The sequence below is a fragment of the Kocuria atrinae genome, assembly GCF_039531425.1.
Lineage (GTDB): Bacteria > Actinomycetota > Actinomycetes > Actinomycetales > Micrococcaceae > Kocuria > Kocuria atrinae.
The window spans coordinates 150,621-168,433 of sequence record NZ_BAAAQA010000018.1; the positions used below are offsets into that span (position 1 = coordinate 150,621).

General features: G+C 64.0%; 13 protein-coding genes. 11 read left to right on the forward strand and 2 right to left on the reverse strand.

Annotated elements, in window-relative coordinates; genetic code table 11:
* Window position 1 precedes the first annotated feature (1 nt).
* The 8 genes from ABD283_RS10000 to ABD283_RS10035 all read left to right on the forward strand — a co-directional run bounded on the left by ABD283_RS10000 (window position 2) and on the right by ABD283_RS10035 (window position 11,403).
* Window positions 2-1,306, forward strand: a complete 1,305-nt coding sequence (locus ABD283_RS10000) for an MFS transporter (RefSeq protein ID WP_344224850.1) — start codon at window positions 2-4, stop codon at window positions 1,304-1,306.
* Window positions 1,307-1,435: 129 nt separating this feature from the next.
* Entirely contained in the window at window positions 1,436-3,058 is a 1,623-nt protein-coding gene (locus tag ABD283_RS10005; protein ID WP_344224851.1) for a DUF885 domain-containing protein, read from the forward strand.
* A 114-nt stretch (window positions 3,059-3,172) separates the two neighbouring features.
* On the forward strand, window positions 3,173-4,615 hold the full coding sequence (locus ABD283_RS10010) for a dicarboxylate/amino acid:cation symporter (RefSeq protein WP_344224852.1): 1,443 nt from the start codon (window positions 3,173-3,175) through the stop codon (window positions 4,613-4,615).
* A 132-nt stretch (window positions 4,616-4,747) separates the two neighbouring features.
* Window positions 4,748-6,271: an acetaldehyde dehydrogenase ExaC gene (gene exaC, locus ABD283_RS10015; protein WP_303382108.1), complete on the forward strand. Its 1,524-nt coding sequence runs from the start codon at window positions 4,748-4,750 to the stop codon at window positions 6,269-6,271.
* Window positions 6,272-6,298: 27 nt separating this feature from the next.
* The gene (locus tag ABD283_RS10020) at window positions 6,299-6,769 is read left to right on the forward strand and encodes a DUF779 domain-containing protein (RefSeq protein WP_129702255.1); all 471 of its coding nucleotides are present in this window, start codon (window positions 6,299-6,301) and stop codon (window positions 6,767-6,769) included.
* 449 nt (window positions 6,770-7,218) lie between these two features.
* Complete coding sequence (locus ABD283_RS10025; RefSeq protein WP_344224853.1) at window positions 7,219-7,857, forward strand: Maf family protein; 639 nt, start codon at window positions 7,219-7,221, stop codon at window positions 7,855-7,857.
* 143 nt (window positions 7,858-8,000) lie between these two features.
* A complete protein-coding gene (locus ABD283_RS10030; RefSeq protein WP_344224871.1) occupies window positions 8,001-9,785 on the forward strand; it encodes an acetyl/propionyl/methylcrotonyl-CoA carboxylase subunit alpha in 1,785 nt (594 codons plus the stop codon).
* Between the two features lie 199 nt (window positions 9,786-9,984).
* Complete coding sequence (locus ABD283_RS10035) at window positions 9,985-11,403, forward strand: MFS transporter (protein ID WP_344224854.1); 1,419 nt, start codon at window positions 9,985-9,987, stop codon at window positions 11,401-11,403.
* A gap of 92 nt (window positions 11,404-11,495) precedes the next feature.
* Here the strand turns inward: ABD283_RS10035 and ABD283_RS10040 are convergent, their stop codons facing one another.
* A complete protein-coding gene (locus tag ABD283_RS10040) occupies window positions 11,496-12,929 on the reverse strand; it encodes an NAD(P)H-quinone dehydrogenase (protein WP_344224855.1) in 1,434 nt (477 codons plus the stop codon).
* A gap of 121 nt (window positions 12,930-13,050) precedes the next feature.
* Here ABD283_RS10040 and ABD283_RS10045 point away from each other — a divergent pair, with 121 nt between their 5' ends.
* Window positions 13,051-13,869: a purine-nucleoside phosphorylase gene (locus ABD283_RS10045; RefSeq protein WP_344224856.1), complete on the forward strand. Its 819-nt coding sequence runs from the start codon at window positions 13,051-13,053 to the stop codon at window positions 13,867-13,869.
* Window positions 13,870-14,005: 136 nt separating this feature from the next.
* On the opposite strand, the gene nirD is transcribed toward ABD283_RS10045, so the two are convergent.
* Entirely contained in the window at window positions 14,006-14,338 is a 333-nt protein-coding gene (nirD, locus tag ABD283_RS10050; RefSeq protein WP_344224857.1) for a nitrite reductase small subunit NirD, read from the reverse strand.
* A 234-nt stretch (window positions 14,339-14,572) separates the two neighbouring features.
* On the opposite strand from nirD, the gene nirB reads away from it, so the two are divergent.
* On the forward strand, window positions 14,573-17,239 hold the full coding sequence (gene nirB, locus ABD283_RS10055) for a nitrite reductase large subunit NirB (RefSeq protein ID WP_344224858.1): 2,667 nt from the start codon (window positions 14,573-14,575) through the stop codon (window positions 17,237-17,239).
* Between the two features lie 92 nt (window positions 17,240-17,331).
* Window positions 17,332-17,712: a hypothetical protein gene (locus ABD283_RS10060; RefSeq protein WP_344224859.1), complete on the forward strand. Its 381-nt coding sequence runs from the start codon at window positions 17,332-17,334 to the stop codon at window positions 17,710-17,712.
* Window positions 17,713-17,813 lie beyond the last annotated feature (101 nt).

Genomic DNA, 17,813 nt, shown 5'->3' on the forward strand with positions numbered 1-17,813 from the left:
GATGCCCAACCGTGAGCCCTCGGGCAGGGACGAACACGGCACGTTCAAGGCCCTGCTAGTCGTGATCGGCGGCGTGGTGGCCGCGCTGCACGTTTGGAAACTTTCACCCGCCCTGAGCACACTGTCCGAACAACTCGACATGAGTCTGGGCCAGGCCGGTGTGCTCGTGGCGGTGATTCAAGTGGCCGGCATGGTACTGGGCATGGTCGTGGGTCTTTTCAATGATTCCATCGGGTTGCGCCGTGGTTGTCTCTGGGGCTTCGGTTTCCTGGCCGTCGGTTCGATCATGGGGGCCGTGGCACCGGGACCCCATCTGCTCCTGGCCTCGCGGATTCTGGAGGGCGTGGGTTTCCTGGTGGTGTGCGTGGCCTCCCCCGCGCTGATCCGGCGTTTGGTGCCACCGCGCCGATTGGCGCCGATCGTGGGCCTGTGGGGTTGTTTCTTCCCGGTGGCCGCCGCCATGTCGCAGCTCACGGGTGGCTTCCTCGTGGACTCGATCGGCTGGCGCACCTGGTGGTGGGGTGCTGCCGCACTTGCCGTGGCCATCGGCATCGCCATGGCCGCCTTCATTCCGCCTGACGCCGTCATCTCGGCTGGGCCACGAACCGACGGTGGGCTGCGAGCGGCGTCGTCGACCTCGTCGGAAAATACCCCGCCCGCCCCGCGGTCGGTGGGTGTGCGAGCCAAGGCCACGGTGAGTACTGGGCCGCTGTGGGCGGCGGCACTCGTGATGGGTTGCTACTCCGCGCAATGGAACGGGGTGATCCAGTTCCTGCCCACCATTTATGCGGAGGCCGGGATCGCTGCCGGCTCGGCCGGCGCGTTGAGTGCCGGTGCAGCGGCGTGCAATGCGCTCGGAAATCTGTCTGCGGGCCAGGCGCTCGGTCGTGGAGTCAAGCCCGTCACGCTGTGGACCGTCGGCTTCGCGGCGATGGCTGTGTGCGCAGTGGTGGCGTTCGGAATCGCCCCACTGGTGGTTCCGGAATGGCGCTTCGGGCTGCGTTACGGCGCGGTGATCGTGTTCTCCGCGGTGGGTGGGCTGATTCCCTCGACCGCAATCTCTCAACAAATGGCTTTGGCACCCGCGCCGGACACCGTGAGCACCAGCTTGGGGCTGGGCCAGCAATTCAATGCCCTCGGGCAGTTCGCGGGACCGGTCGCCGTCGCATTCATGGTCCAGACCGCCGGTGGCTGGCACGCAACGTGGTGGGTCACTGTGAGTTTTGCCGTGGTCGGATTGCTCGCGAGCTGGTGGTTGGGATTCGCCCGCCGTTCCCGTCCCGCCTTGTCATTTGATCAAGGATGACTAATGTGGCTTTCCGTGATAGAGAAACAGGCCATTCAACGTACTACCCCCGCATTGTCCCCGCTAGGTACAGTTCACCGCCCCGTCACCAGGGTCGACGAACTGGCGAACCAGCACTTCGATCGCTCGATGAAGCTGGACCCTCTCGCGGCCACGTTGAACGGACTGACCGGTTACGGTCCCGCCTACCCTGATTACGGTCCGCAAGGCAGGGCCGATCGCGCCCAACTACGAGCCGAGACCCTTCGCGCGCTGGACACCGCGCAGCCGGCGGACACAGTGGACCAGGTGACGATTCACGCGCTGCGCAACCGGCTGAAGCTGGAAGCGGATCTGCACGCGGCGGATCTGGACGTGGCTCCCGTCAACAACATTGCCTCACCGGTGCAGTGGGTACGCGAAATTTTCGACAACATGCCCACGAATGATTCGCAGGACTGGCAGCAGATCATCGAGCGCCTCCGCCACGTACCACGCGCGCTGGAGAGCTACACCGAGGGGCTGCATGAAGCGGCGTCGCTCGGCAAATTGGCCTCGACGACTCAGATCCGAGAGGCTGGGGCGCAAGCGGAGGCCTATTCCGAGCTGAAGGGTCCCATTGGTTCCTTGTTGGCCCACCAGTCGGTGCCCGCGGCGCTACGTGATTCTCTGGAAAGCGCCGCCACGAGTGCGCGAGAGGCCTACGCCTTCCTGGTGCGTGCGTTCCACGAGGACTTCGCGGCATCCGCCCGGGCAACGGATGCCGTGGGTGAGGAGGAATACCGCCTCCACCTGCAGTCATTCCTCGGTGCTCAGCTGGAACCCCGTGAGGTGTATGAATGGGGCATCGAGCAACTGCGACTGCTGGATGAGGAACAGCGGCTTGTGGCACATCAGATTTCACCCGGTGCCTCCATCCGCGAGTCGATGAAGGCCCTGAACGAAGATCCTGCACGCCGCCTAGAGTCCACGGACGCGTTACGGCACTGGATGCAAGACCTGTCCGATCAGGCTGTGGACGAATTATCCAAGGACCATTTCGAGTTCACGGACGCCATGCGCAACCTGCAGTGCATGATCGCGCCCACCCAGGACGGCGGAATCTACTACACCCCGCCCAGCAGCGACTTCTCCCGCCCGGGGCGCATGTGGTGGTCCGTGCCCGAGGGCACCACCCGGCATGCCACGTGGGAAGAGACCACCACCGTGTATCACGAGGGCGTCCCCGGCCATCATTTGCAGTTCGCGACCGCCCTGGCCAACGCCGGTGAGCTCAACGACTGGCGCCGCATGGGAATCTGGGTCTCCGGCCATGGGGAAGGCTGGGCGCTGTACGCCGAGCGGCTCATGGAGGAGCTGGGCTACTTGGATGATCCTGGTGACCAAATGGGCATGCTGGATTCTCAGCGGCTGCGCACCGTGCGGGTGATTTTCGACGTCGGCTTCCACTGTGGTTACAAGGTTCCCGCCGAATTGGGGGAAATGCTCGGGAGCGCCCGCGCCGGAGAAGTCTGGTCCCCGCAGGACGGTTGGGACTTCCTGACCCACAACGTGATCATGGATCCGTCCGTGCTGCGCTTCGAGTGGCTGCGTTACATGGGATGGCCGGGGCAAGCCCCGTCGTACAAACTGGGCCAGGAACTGTGGCTGGACCTGCGCAAGCAAGTGCAGGTGCGTGAAGGCGAGCAGTTCGATCTCAAGCATTTCCACAGCCGTGCCCTGCGGCTGGGCTCCGTGGGTTTGGACACACTCGCACACGCCATGACTCTCTAGTTCCGCGCGTTCTCGCGGGCTTTGGGAGCCACGACGTCGACGACGCCGCCTTGTACGTAACATTTCGTCACACACCGCGTGCGCTTTATGATTCCGCGGCCTACCCTGGCTGACATGAATTCCGCAGAAAATACCCGGCGCCTACCGAAATGGATGACCTCCTTCGGTTGGCAGATCTTGATCGCCCTGATCCTGGGCGTGCTCCTGGGCTCCCTGGCCGCATCCATGGGTGGCGACCCCGAGGTGAATCCCAACTGGTTGATGACCACGCTGGACACCATTGGCGCCAGCTACGTCACGCTACTGAAGGCAGCCGTGGTGCCCCTGGTGGTGACCGCCGTGATCGCCTCGATCGCCAACCTCCGCGACGTCTCCAATGCGGCCCGGCTCGCGTGGAAGACCCTGGTGTGGTTTGCGATCACCGCGCTGATTGCCGTGCTGATCGGCATGGTGTTGGGTGTGGTGATTCAGCCCGGCGTGGGTACCGGCCAAGCACAACCCGGTGAATACACGGGCTCCGAGGGCTCCTGGCTCGGATTCCTCAAGGGCATCATCCCGGTGAACTTCCTGGGACTGGAGGCCACCTCCAAGATGCCCGACGCGGAAACCGTGACCACGGCACTGAACTTCAACGTGTTGCAGATCCTGGTGATCTCCGCCGTGGTGGGTATTGCCGCGCTCAAGGTCGGTAAGGCCGCAGAACCGTTCCTGACCTTCATGCAGTCCGGTCTGGCAATCATGCAGAGAATCGTGTGGTGGATCATTCGCCTGGCACCGCTGGGCACCCTGGGTCTGATCGGACGCGCGGTGTTCGAATACGGCTGGACCTCCATGGGCTCGCTGGTCAGCTTTGTGATCACCGTGTACGTGGGTCTGCTCCTGGTCGGTTTTGTGGTCTACCCCATCCTGATCAAGATCAACGGCCTGTCCATAAAGCAGTTCTTCTCCGGCGTGTGGCCGGCCATGCAGCTGGGCTTCGTCTCCCGTTCGTCCCTGGGAACCATGCCGCTGACCCAACGCGTGAGCGAACGGAATCTGGGCGTACCCCGGCATTACGCGTCCTTCGTAATCCCGCTGGGCGCCACCACCAAGATGGACGGTTGCGCAGCCATTTATCCGGCCGTCGCAGCAATCTTCGTGGCCCAGTTCTACGGTGTTGCGCTGACCCCCATGCACTTCGTGCTGATCGCCCTGGTGTCCGTGCTGGGTTCGGCAGCAACCGCGGGAACCACCGGCGCCACCGTCATGCTGACGCTGACGCTGTCCACCTTGGGTCTGCCGCTCGAGGGAGTGGGCCTGTTGCTGGCCGTGGACCCGATCCTGGACATGGGTCGCACCGCGCTCAACGTCACCGGTCAAGCCCTGGTGGCCGCGATCGTGTCCAAGCGTGAGGGCATCATCGACATGGACCTGTACAACGCCCAGCGCTCCGGTGAGCCGTTCTCGGACGAGGACACCCACCAGCAATTGTCCCCGGCCGGCACCCGAACCGGAACCGGCGAGGGATCGCACGCCCTTGCGGCGTCGGGCCCCAGTGACGGGCAACGCGTGGACTGAGCCCTAACTCGAAAAACGGCGAAAACTCACAGACAAGGAGCGGCACGGGATACACGTGCCGCTCCTTGTCCGCCCCGACGGAACCACTAGACTGTGAACCACATCACCACAATGACGTAGGAGATTCATGCCATGACGGTTTACCAACAGCCCGGCCAGGACGGCGCCAAGGTCACTTTCAAGCCCCGTTACGAACACTTCATCGGCGGTGAATGGGTGGCGCCCGTCAAGGGTCAGTACTTCGAAGACATCACACCCATTACGGGACAACCCTTCACGGAGGTGGGCCGCGGCACCGCCGAGGACATCGAAGCGGCCTTGGATGCGGCGTGGGCCGCAGCGCCGTCGTGGAATGCCACGTCTCCCACCGAGCGCGCGTTGATGCTGAACAAGATCGCGGATCGCATGGAAGAGAACCTCGAAACCATTGCGGTCGCGGAGACCTGGGACAACGGCAAACCCATTCGCGAATGCCTCAATGCGGACATCCCGCTCGCAATCGACCATTTCCGCTACTTCGCCGGAGCCATCCGCGCCCAAGAGGGCCGCTTGTCCCAGTTGGACGAGAACACGGTGGCCTATCACTTCCACGAGCCCCTGGGCGTGGTGGGCCAGATCATCCCGTGGAACTTCCCGATCCTGATGGCCGTGTGGAAACTCGCTCCCGCGTTGGCCGCCGGTAACTGTGTGGTGCTCAAGCCCGCCGAGCAGACTCCCGCCTCAATCTTGGTGCTCATGGAGCTCATCAAGGACCTGGTGCCCGCCGGAGTCATCAATATCGTCAATGGTTTCGGCGCAGAATGCGGCAAGCCGCTGGCGTCCAACAAACGGATCCGCAAAATCGCATTCACGGGTGAGACCACCACAGGCCGCCTGATCATGCAGTACGCCTCCGAGAACATCATTCCGGTCACGCTGGAACTGGGTGGCAAGTCCCCCAACATCTTCTTCGAGGACATTGCGGCGCAGAAGGACGGCTTCTACGACAAGGCGTTGGAGGGCTTCGCGTTCTTCGCGCTGAACCAGGGTGAGGTGTGCACGTGCCCCTCACGCGCGCTGGTCCAGGAATCGATCTACGACCAGTTCCTGGCCGACGGTATTGATCGGGTCTCCAAGATCACGGCGGGTAACCCGCTGGACACCGACACCATGATCGGCGCCCAGGCATCCACCGATCAGCTCGAGAAGATCCTCTCCTACTTGGACATCGGTAAGAAGGAGGGCGCCAAGGTGCTGATCGGCGGTGAACGCGCCGAGCTCGACGGCGATCTGGCGGGCGGCTTCTACGTGCAGCCCACCGTGTTCGAGGGCACCAACGACATGCGCGTCTTCCAGGAGGAGATCTTCGGCCCCGTGCTGTCGGTGGCCAAGTTCAGCACCTACGACGAGGCCATCGGCGTGGCCAATGACACGCTGTACGGGCTCGGCGCCGGCGTGTGGGCGCGCAGCGGCAACATTGCCTATCGCGCCGGACGCGCCATCCAGGCCGGTCGCGTGTGGGTGAATCAGTACCACAACTACCCCGCTCACTCGGCGTTCGGCGGGTACAAGTCCTCGGGGATCGGACGCGAGAACCACCTGATGATGTTGGACCATTATCAGCAGACCAAGAACCTGCTGGTGTCCTACACGGAAACTGCGCAGGGCTTCTTCTAAACCCTGAGCGAAAGGTAGTGAGGTGCCATGAGCGCACAACCTTTTGAACCGCAAGACCTGGGCGGTCTTGAGTACCACGTGGTGCTCGAGACCGCCCCGGTGGTGCCCGGCGACACCACCTCTCGGGTGGGCTTCACCGGGCCCGCCGTGGCCTTGCTGCAGGAACTATGGGACCAACACGGACCGCTCATGTTCCACCAATCGGGCGGCTGCTGCGACGGTTCATCCCCCATGTGCTTTCCCGCCGGAGAATTCCGAACGGGAGCTGCGGATGCGCTGCTGGGGGTTGCCCAGTTGCCGTCTCCGTCCGGTGGGGAGCTGGGCCCTTTGGAGTTCTGGATCTCGACCGAACAATTCGAGGTGTGGCGTCACACGCGCTTGATCATCGATGCGATTCCGGGTCGGGGCGGGGGGTTTTCCCTGGAAGCGCCCACGGGCAAAAGGTTTCTCACGCGCAGCGAACTCTGCATCGTGCCGCCGGTCGAGTCAGGCCCGTAAGAACGCAACACGCACCCTGTAGGTCAACAACCGCGAGGCCACCTTTCACCCGCCGGCCCTGGGTCATCCACGCGCTTCATGAGAAGTTCATGCGGGAGCACGCGGGGATTACTTTGTGTCCCCTGATACATCGCGCCAGCCTTGCACGACTGGCCACGGTATTCTCCGCATGCTCCCACATCCCCCGTGAACCGGCGGTGTAGGCCTTGTTTCGCCTCCCCGGGAATGAAACATCAACCACCGCCGGGTGACCCCGAGGGAGGACGCCAAGTGCGCACTCAATCCGTCATCTCTGGGGTTACTCAAAAGTAATCTATTAGCCATGACGTGTCAATGATGTCGACAGAAAATAGTTGACAAGGATTTCCGGACGGATCTGGGCGGTGGCTGCGCTCCCGCATGCGTCACCGCCTTTGGGTCTTCGTCGTTCGACTCGTATATTGAAACCCATGCGTCCTGTTCTCATTCTGGCCTCGCAGTCTCCTGCGCGCGCATCCCTGCTGACGCGCGCACACCTTCCGTACGAGACCGTGGTCTCGCACGTGGACGAGGACGCCGCACTCGCCGAGCACGGGCCATTGAGCCCCTCGGACACGGCACTGCTGCTGGCGCGAGCCAAGGCGGAAGCCGTGGCGAGTCTGGAGATTGCCGAGGGCCGTGTGGTTCTGGGGTGCGACTCGGTCTTCGAACTCGACGGCGAGAGCTACGGCAAGCCCTACACTGCGGATGTGGCGGTGGAGCGCATCACCGCCATGAGCGGACGGAAAGGCACCCTGCACACCGGCCATTGGCTCGTGGATCGCCGAAACGGCGAAACCCTCGATGAGGGTGCCGTCAGCTCTGCGGACGTCTATTTTGCGCAGATGTCCCGCGAGGAGATCGACGATTACGTGGCCACCGGCGAACCCCTGCAGGTCGCCGGCTCATTCACCCTTGACGGCCACGGATCAGTGTTCATCGAGCGCGTGGACGGAGACCCCAATGCCGTGGTCGGTCTGAGCATCTCCACGCTTCGCCGACTTTTGGCCGCCCGCGGCATCAGTCCAAGCCATTGGTGGCGGCCAACACCACAGGCCACCACGTCATGATTTGTAGAAGACCTACAGATCAACCCCGCACCCGGGCCTTCGCTTAGGTGATCTCCAGTACGGGGCACTAATCTGCTGGAGAGTATCGACAAGGAGCTATTCACGTGACAATTACCTCCACGCGGCAGCAGGCCTCCGCTGACATGCGCCCCATGACCAAGGTCTTGGTCGCCAACCGCGGTGAAATCGCGGTACGCGTCATCCGCGCCGCACGCGACGAAGGCCTCACCTCCGTGGCCGTCTACGCGGATACCGACCGCGACGCCATGCATGTGCGCATGGCGGACGAGGCCTACGCCCTGGGCGGCACCACGGCCGCCGATTCGTACCTCGTGATCGACAAAATTCTCGACGCCGCCGCTCGCGCCGGGGCCGATGCCGTTCACCCCGGGTATGGCTTCCTCTCGGAGAACTCGGACTTCGCCATGGCCGTGATCAATGCCGGTATGACGTGGATCGGGCCTCCCCCGGCGGCCATTTCCAAGCTCGGCGACAAGGTGGCTGCCCGCCACATCGCCGAGAAGGTCAATGCCCCGCAGGTTCCGGGCACCGCCGATCCCGTGAACTCCGCGGATGAGGTGCTCGCCTTCGCGGACGAGCACGGCCTCCCGATCGCGATCAAGGCGGCCTTCGGCGGCGGTGGGCGCGGTATCAAGGTGGTGCGCGAACGTAATGCCATCCCGGAACTGTTCGAATCCGCCGTCCGTGAGGCCACCGCTGCCTTCGGCCGCGGTGAGTGCTTCGTCGAGCGGTTCCTGGACGCTCCGCGGCACGTGGAAACCCAGTGCCTCGCGGACGGCCACGGCAACGTGGTGGTGGTGTCCACCCGCGACTGTTCACTGCAGCGCCGCAACCAGAAGCTCGTGGAAGAAGCTCCCGCACCGTTCCTCACGGACGATCAGGTCCACCGCCTGTACGAGGCCTCCAAAGCCATCCTCAAGGAGGCTCAGTACCAGGGTGCCGGTACGTGCGAGTTCTTGGTCGGTCAGGACGGCACCATTTCCTTCCTCGAGGTCAATACGCGATTGCAGGTGGAGCACCCGGTGTCCGAGGAGGTCACCGGGCTGGACCTCGTGCGCGAGCAGTTCCGCATTGCACGCGGTGAGGAGCTCGGCTACGGGGACCCGCAGGTACGCGGCCACAGCTTTGAGTTCCGCCTCAACGGTGAGGACGCCGGCCGCAACTTCATGCCGGCTCCGGGCACCCTGACCACGTTCTCGCTGCCCACGGGGCCCGGCGTACGCGTGGACACCGGTGTGGAGGCCGGTGAAACCATTGGCGGCAACTTCGATTCCATGCTCGCCAAGCTGATTGTCACGGGCACCACCCGGGAACAGGCGCTGCAACGCTCCCGCCGTGCCCTGGACGAGCTCGTGATCGAGGGCATGCCCACGGTGGTCCCCTTCCACCGCGCGGTCGTTTCCGACCCGGCTTTCGCCCCGGAGGACGACACGGCGTTCTCGGTGCACACCCGGTGGATCGAAACCGAGTTCGACAACCAGATCCAGCCGTATGAAGCACCCGTCGAACCCGCCACGGAAGAACCCGAGCGCCAGTCCGTGGTGGTCGAGGTGGGTGGCAAACGACTTGAAGTCACCCTGCCGCAACTGCCCGGTGCCGGGCGCACCGCCGCCACCACCACCGGCGGCCCGCAGCCCAAGCGCAAGGCACGCGCCAACCGCGGTGGTTCCGCCGCGGCCCGGGGTGCTTCCGGTGATTCGCTGACGTCGCCCATGCAGGGCACCATCGTAAAAATTGCCGTGGCCAACGGCGACACCGTGGCAGAGGGCGACCTGATCGTGGTGCTCGAGGCAATGAAGATGGAACAGCCCCTCACGGCCCACAAGTCCGGTGTGATCAAGGACCTGTCGACCTCCACCGGGGACACGGTCTCCGCGGGGACGGTACTGGCAAACATCACGGACTGATCCCTCAAGACTGCGTAAGAACGGCGGCTCCCCCGTGGGTGCCGCCGTTCTTGTGTTTCGTTCACGCCCCGACCGCGATCAGTGCGTTCGATCCTGGGTGTCAAAAAATATCTTACATAATGGATATCTGAATTCATCTTGTGGACCGCCGGGTCTAGCGTGTAACCATTCACAACCCCTTCCCCTGTGAGGATTCATCATGTCTACAACCGTGACGGATTCGGGTTCCCAGGGACCCGGATCGGATCAGCCACCCGCGCAGCGCGTCCCACGCTCTCGCGTGATCGTGGCGTCGCTGGTGGGCACCACCATCGAGTTCTACGACTTCTACGTGTACGCAACCGCTGCCGTGGCCGTCTTCCCCGCGCTGTTCTTCACGGGCGAGGACGAGACCACCAAGCTCCTGGCCTCCATGGCCACCTTTGCCGCGGCGTTCTTCGGTCGCCCCATTGGTTCGGTGATCTTCGGCCACTACGGCGACAGGATCGGCCGTAAGGCCACCCTGATCGGCGCGCTGCTGACCATGGGCATCGCCACGTTCTTGATCGGCCTGCTACCCACCTACTACTCCATCGGCATCTGGGCTCCCCTGATCCTGACGATCCTGCGTTTCTGCCAGGGCCTGGGCTTGGGCGGCGAGTGGTCCGGCGCGTCATTGCTGGCCACCGAGTACGCGGAAGAGGGCAAGCGTGCCCGAGCCGCCATGTGGCCCCAGTTGGGTGCGCCGTTCGGCTTCATTCTGGCCAACGGCTTCTTCTTGATCCTGACCATCGTCATGCAGTTCGGCACCGCCGGGCATCACGCCGTGGGTGACCACCCGTTCCTGGTCTGGGGCTGGCGCATCCCGTTCATCGCCTCCGTGGTCATGGTGCTGCTGGGCCTGTGGGTGCGCATGAAGCTCGAGGAAACCCCGGTCTTCAAAAAGGCCGAACGGCAGGGCCAAAAGGTCAAGGCACCCGTGGTCGAGGTGTTCAAGACCTCATGGGTCCAGATCATCCAGGGCACCTTCATCATGCTGGCCACCTACGTTTTGTTCTACCTCATGACCGCGTGGGTGCTGTCCTTCGGCATCGGCTCCCCGGACAACGGTGGCCTGGGTATCGAGTACCGCGATTTCCTGATCATCCAGTTGTTGGCCGTGGTGCTGTTCGCCATCACCGTGCCGATCTCCGGTTGGCTCGCCGACAAATACGGCCGCCGTTCCTCGCAGCTCGTGATCACCTCCGCGATCGTGGTGTTCGGCCTGTGCTTCGGTCTGATCATGGACCCCGCGCTCGTGGGCACCGGGGAGAACGTCTCCATGGGCCGTGTGCTCTTCTTCCTCGCGGTCGGCATGACCTTGATGGGCCTGACCTTCGGTTCGATGTCCGCCATCCTCCCCGAGCTGTTCCCCACCAACGTGCGTTACACCGGCTCCGGCATCGCGTACAACGTGGCCTCCATCCTGGGCGCGGCCATCACCCCCTACATCGCGGTGGTCCTCAATGCGAACTTCGGGGTGGGCTCGGTGGGCATGTACTTGTCCTTCGCAGCGGTTATCACGCTGATCGCCCTGTGGTTCTCCCCGGAGACCAAACACGTGGACATGTACACCGTGGGACGCAAGCTCGTGAAGTAACGAACCGTCCGCTCCGCCGTCCATCACGTACGACGTCGCCCCGGTGACCTTTCGCGCGAAAGGTCACCGGGGCGACGTCGTACGTTCGTGGGTCAGCGGTGCACGTGCAACCGGCGAGCGGCCTCCGAGATGGAGCCCGACAGGGACGGGTACACGGCAAAGGTGTCCGCGAGGTCGTCCACGCTGAGGTTGTGGGTGACGGCCAGGGCGATCGGGTAGATCAGCTCGGACGCGCGCGGGCCCACGACCACGCCACCCATGACGGTGCCGGTGCCGCGGCGGGCGAAGATCTTCACGAAACCGTCGTCCACGGCCATCATCTTGGCGCGCGGATTGGTGCCCAGTTGGAGTGCCGCGTACTCGATCACGGACGGATCGGACTTTGCGTCCTTCTGGCCAACGCCCACGGACGCAATCTCGGGAGAGGTGAAGATGTTCGAGGCGACCTGATCGGTGCGCAGCGGGCGAACGGCGTCCCCCAACTGGTGAGCCACGGCGATGCGGCCCTGCATAGCGGCCACGGAGGCCAACGGCAGCACACCCGTGCAGTCACCGGCGGCGTAGATGCCGGGAACGGTGGTGCGCGAGACGGCGTCGACCACAATGTGACCGGACTTGCTCGTGGCCACTCCCACCTCGTCGAGACCGAGGTCGGTGGTGTGCGGGATAGAGCCCACGGCCAGCAGGCAGTGGGAACCCTGGACCTTGCGACCGTCGGAGAGGGTGACCAGAACTCCGTCCCCGGTGTTCTCCACGGAATCCGCACGCGAACGGGAGAGCACGGTCAGCCCACGGCGTTCGAACACGTTCTCCAGAACCGCCGCCGCATCCGAGTCCTCACCGGGGAGGACCTGGTCGCGGGAGGAAATCAGGGTGACGTCCGAGCCCAGACCGTTGTAGGCAGAAGCGAACTCCGCACCGGTCACACCGGAACCCACCACAATGAGCTTCTCCGGGATCTCGCGCATCTGGTAGACCTGTTTCCAGTTGAAGATCCGCTCGCCGTCAGGCTTGGCGGTGTCCAGCTCGCGCGGGTAGGAGCCCACGGCCAGCAGTACGAACTGCGCCTCAAGGTCGTATTCGAGGCCCTCATCGGTCTCTACGTGCACCTTGTTCGGGCCGATCAGCCGGCCGTGTCCCTTGACCAGGTGCACGCCCTGACGCTCCAGGCCGCGCTTAATGTCCCGGGACTGCGTGGCAGCCAAGCGCAAAAGACGCGTGTTCACCTTCTGAAGATCCACGGACAGTTGGTTGATCTCATCGCCGTCACCGGAACCACCCACGATATGGACGCCCAGATCCTTGGCCTCCGCAAAGCGGTTCATGGTGTCCGCGGAAGCGATCAGGGTCTTGGACGGAACCACGTCGGTCAGAACCGCCGAGCCACCCATGCCCTGCTGTTCGATCACGGTGACTTCCGCACCCAGGGAAGCGGCAACCAGCGCGGCCTCATAACCGCCAGGGCCGCCGCCAATGACAACGAGCTTCGGATTCGCAAATTCAGTCTGCACACTCACGTCTCCCATTGTTGCAGCAAATGAACTCGGAGTAACCGTGACCGGGACCTCCAATTGCCGGAGGGATGCGCGCCCCGGCACGCGATGTTCAACGCGCACACCCGACCACCCCTGTTCTAGAGTGGTACGGGTGACTGAGAATGCAACGGCTACCGCCGATCCCTTTGACATTGCCCGCCGTGCCGCTGACGCCATCCGCGAGCGCACGGGAGTGGACAACCACCGCATTGCCCTTACCCTGGGTTCCGGGTGGGGCGAGGCCGCCGAGCTCATCGGTGAGACCGAACACGAAATCCCCGCGACCGAGATTCCCGGTTTTTCCCGCCCCGCGTTGGAAGGCCACGTGGGAACGCTGCGCTCGATCAAGCTCGCCAACGGTGACCATGCCCTGGTCATCGGTGCTCGCACCCACTTTTATGAAGGCAAGGGCGTGCGTGCTGTGGCTCACGGTGTGCGCACAGCTGCTGCCGCTGGTGCCGACATCATGATCCTGACCAACGGTTGCGGCGGCCTGAACCCCGCCTGGCAGCCCGGCACCCCGGTGCTGATCAGCGATCACCTCAACCTCACTGCCACATCCCCGCTCGAGGGAGCCACGTTCGTGGATCTCACCGACCTCTACTCGTCCCGCATCCGTGACATCGCCCGCGAGGTCGATTCCAGCCTGGACGAGGGCGTCTACGCCCAGTTCCCCGGCCCGCACTACGAGACTCCGGCAGAGGTTCAGATGGCCAAGGTCCTCGGTGCGGACCTGGTGGGCATGTCGACCGCTCTCGAAGCAATTGCCGCGCGTCACGCCGGTATGGAGGTCTTCGGTATGTCGCTGGTGACCAACCTGGCCGCCGGCATCAGCGAAACCGCGCTCTCCCACGAGGAAGTCATCGAGGCCGGCGCCGCCGCCGGTCCTCGCATCTCCCGCCTACTCGCGGACATCGTGGCCAAGCTCTAGAGCATCACGCTCGTCGACGACGCCGCTCCCCCGGCCACGCGGCCAAGGCGACCTTGAGCGACGTCGTGCGAAAAACCGCCCGCACGGTCTCCGGGCAAGGAGACCACGCGGGCGGTGTGCGTTTAAGACGTGGCTGTCAGGCCTGAATGCTTACGGCGCCGTCATCGGCGATGTGGACCGGGAACACCGGGAGGGTGAAGTCCTGACCGGTGAGGCACTCGCCGGTGCGCAGGTCGTAGGTCTCCTTGTAGAGCGGCGACGTAATGGAATCATGCTCTCCGGTGCGCCCCACGATGCCCCGCGCCATGACCAGCGCACCCGAGTTGGGGTCCTCATGGGCGAAGGCGAATACGTCATCACGCACGGTGCGCACCACGGCGATCTGCCGACCCTCGATCAAGGCGGCCTCGGCCCAGTCCTGCTCCAAATCCGACAGTGAGCACACACGGTGCCAAGTGGCAGTGGCCATGGTTTCTGTACCTTTCGTGCTGGGTGCGGGGAATCGTCCGTGGACCTGGCTGACCGTGACGCATTCGACAAGCGGGGTTCTGCAATACCACCTGAATTCGGCGGTCAACCGTGCTTCAATTAAAGCAGCATTTGCTGAGCAACTTATCCGGCACGTGCGCAAACACTGTACGACCCCGGGGTTACCGGCAGACGTCGCCCATCCCGGGGACTACTACTCCGAGAGGTCGTCAACATGGGACAGCCCACCCCGCCCGTCACCGTGGAAACGCACACCCGTAACGCCCCCGCTCCCGCTCACGCTAGTGGCAACGCCCGCAGGATCGTGGTGGTGGGCGGTGGGCCCGCAGCCCACCGTTTCGTCACCAGCCTGGTATCCCGTGGACTCGGGGAGGACACAGTCACCGTCCTCTCGGAAGAGAAATACGTTCCCTACGACCGTGTGGGGTTGGAAAAGCTGTTCGGGGACACTTCCACGGACCTGACCCTGGCCCAGGGTGAAATCTGGGAGCACCCCGGCGTGGAACTGCACGTGGGAGAACGCGCCGCCGACATCGATGTTTCTGAGCAGACGGTGATCTCCGCCGGCGGTGATCGCTACCCGTATGACGAGTTGATTCTGGCCACCGGCTCCAATGCGGCGTCGCTGAACATCCCGGGCGGTCAGAAGACCCATAAGTTCCGTACCGTGGATGACGTCAAGGGCATTGTGGCGGACATCGACCGCCTACAGGACAGGCTGGGACGGGCCCCGCGCGGCGTCGTCGTGGGCGGCGGACTGCTCGGGTTGGAAGCCGCTGCCGGCCTCAAGGAACTGGGTGCGGAAGCCACCATTCTGGACGTGGCCGAATGGCTGCTCAGCACCGAAATGGACCAGGGCGGTGGTCAGGCCGTCAACTCCCTGATCGGCCAGGTGGGCATCGACGTGCACTGCTCCACCTTCATTTCCGGCGTCAACGTGGTCGACGGTGAGGTCGTCTCGGTATCCGTCAAGGACGGCGAGGACATACCGGCTGATCTGGTCATCCTGGCCGTGGGCATCCGGCCCCGCGAGGGCCTGGCCCGTCGAGCTGGCTTCCACCTGGCCGACCGCGGCGGTGTGGTGGTCGACGAACGCTGCGCCACCTCCGTGCCCCATGTGTGGGCCATTGGCGAGGTTGCCTCCATCCTGGGCCGCACGTGGGGACTCGTGGCGCCGGCCAACACCATGGCGGACGTGGTCGCGGAACAACTCACCGGCGGCACCAAAGTAGTTGAGTCCTTTGACACGGCCACCAAGCTGAAATTCTCCGGCATCGACGTCGCGAGTTTCGGAGACACCGCCGGCACCACCGAGGGTTGCCTCGAAATCGTCTACGCGGATCCCGCACGCGGTTTGTACCAGAAGATCGTGACCTCCTCGGATGCCTCAATCCTGCTGGGCGGCGTGTTCGTCGGCGACGCCGCGCCCTACGATTCGCTGCGTCCCCTCCTGGGCAGGGCACTCCCGGGAGAGCCCGGAGCGTACCTCTCCGCTGCGGGTTCCGAGGCTCCAGACACCGAGCTGCCCGATGACGCCATCCTGTGTTCGTGCAATGCTGTCTCATTCGGCACGGTGCGCGAGGCTGTACGCGAAGGCAACCACGATGTTCCCGCACTCAAGACGTGCACCAACGCGGGCACCCAGTGCGGTTCGTGCGTGCCCATGCTGCAGAAGACGTTGGGCCAGGAGCTCGGCAAGCTGGGCCTCACCATGTCCAAGTCCCTGTGCGAGCACTTCGACATGTCCCGCGCGGAACTCTTCGAAGCCGTCCTGGTCACGCACCTGGCGGACTTCCCCTCCGTGCTGGAACGCTTCGGCTCTGGCGAAGATGGGTGCGCCGTTTGCAAGCCCACCGTGGCGTCCATCCTGCACTCGATCCGCCACGACTACGCCCTGGACGCCGGCCGCGGCACCCTGCAGGACACCAACGACCGCGCCCTGGCCAACATGCAAAAGGACGGCACGTACTCGGTGGTCCCGCGCATCCCCGGTGGCGAAATCACCCCGGAGAAGCTCGCGGTCATTGCCCGCGTGGGCCAGGAGTTCAACCTGTACACCAAGCTCACTGCCGCACAGCGCATCGGGTTGTTCGGGGCCCGCCTGGAGCAGCTGCCCCTGATTTGGAAGCAGCTCGTGGACGCCGGTTTCGAGTCCGGCTCCGCGTACGGCAAGGCGCTGCGCAATGTGAAGTCCTGCATCGGCAGCACATGGTGCCGATTCGGTGTCCAGGATTCGGTGGCCATGGGCATCAACCTGGAGAACCGCTACAAGGGTCTGCGTTCCCCGCACAAGTTCAAGTTCGGTGTTTCCGGCTGCGCTCGCGAGTGCGCCGAGGCGCAAGCCAAGGACGTGGGCGTGGTGGCCACCACCGACGGCTGGAACCTGTTCCTGGCCGGCAACGGCGGCGCCAACCCGGTGCACGGGCGGTTGTTCGCCCAGGGTCTGGATGAAGACACCCTGATCACCTACATCGACCGTTTCCTGCTGTACTACATCCGCACCGCGGACAAACTCCAGCGCACCGCACGCTGGATGGAGGACCTGGACGAGCGCTACAACGGTGATGGCATGGGCCACTTGCGCTCAGTCATCGTGGACGACTCCTTGGGAATCTGCGCCGACCTGGACCGCGACATGGAAACCCACGTCAAGGAATATCGGGACGAGTGGGCCGAGACTCTTAAGGATCCCGAGCGCCTGCGTCGCTTCCGCCCGTTCGTCAACGAACCGGAGACTCAGGACAACGGCGCCCGGATGTATGTGCTCGAGCGAGACCAGATCCGCCCGGCCACCGCCCAGGAAATTGCGGCGTCCGAAACCGGTGAGGGGCCCGTATTAGTCACCGGTGCAAAAATTCCGGTGGGCGCACCCACTCCCTAACTGACGGAATGTCAGCAACGGGGCGGGCAACCGTCTAGACTGGTCGAAGAATTTATTTACCCCTCGCGGTTGCAGTCTGAAAGGGTGCACTCATGGTCAGAAGAGCTGAAGCCTCCTCCGTCAACGAGCAGGAGACGACTCGTCGCTCGGCCGATAACGGAAGCCACGCGGTCAAGCCCCGCACGTTCTCCGGTGAGGGCGAGACGGTCAAGAGCCTGATCCTGCTCATTGGTGGCATGGTCACCATTGTGGCCAGCTTCTGGATGTTCGCCAGCTACCCCAACAGCTGGTGGATCTTCCTGCTCGGCATCGTGGTCTACGGTGTCGCACTTCTGGTGCCCACCACGCTGATTGCCGGTGCCACCGCCAAGCACTCCACCGGCGGCACGGACCTCACGTTGGACCTGCCCGCGGGCCCGCACGAGATGGCCCAGCGACCCAACGTGCCGAACCAGGCACAGGTCAACCACTAAGTTTCATCGCAAAGAACCCCGTCACCGGATCATGAACTGGTCCCCAGTAGTTGGACTGGTCTAGCGGTTAGAGCCTATACGGCAAGGGCCTGTTCCCGGTA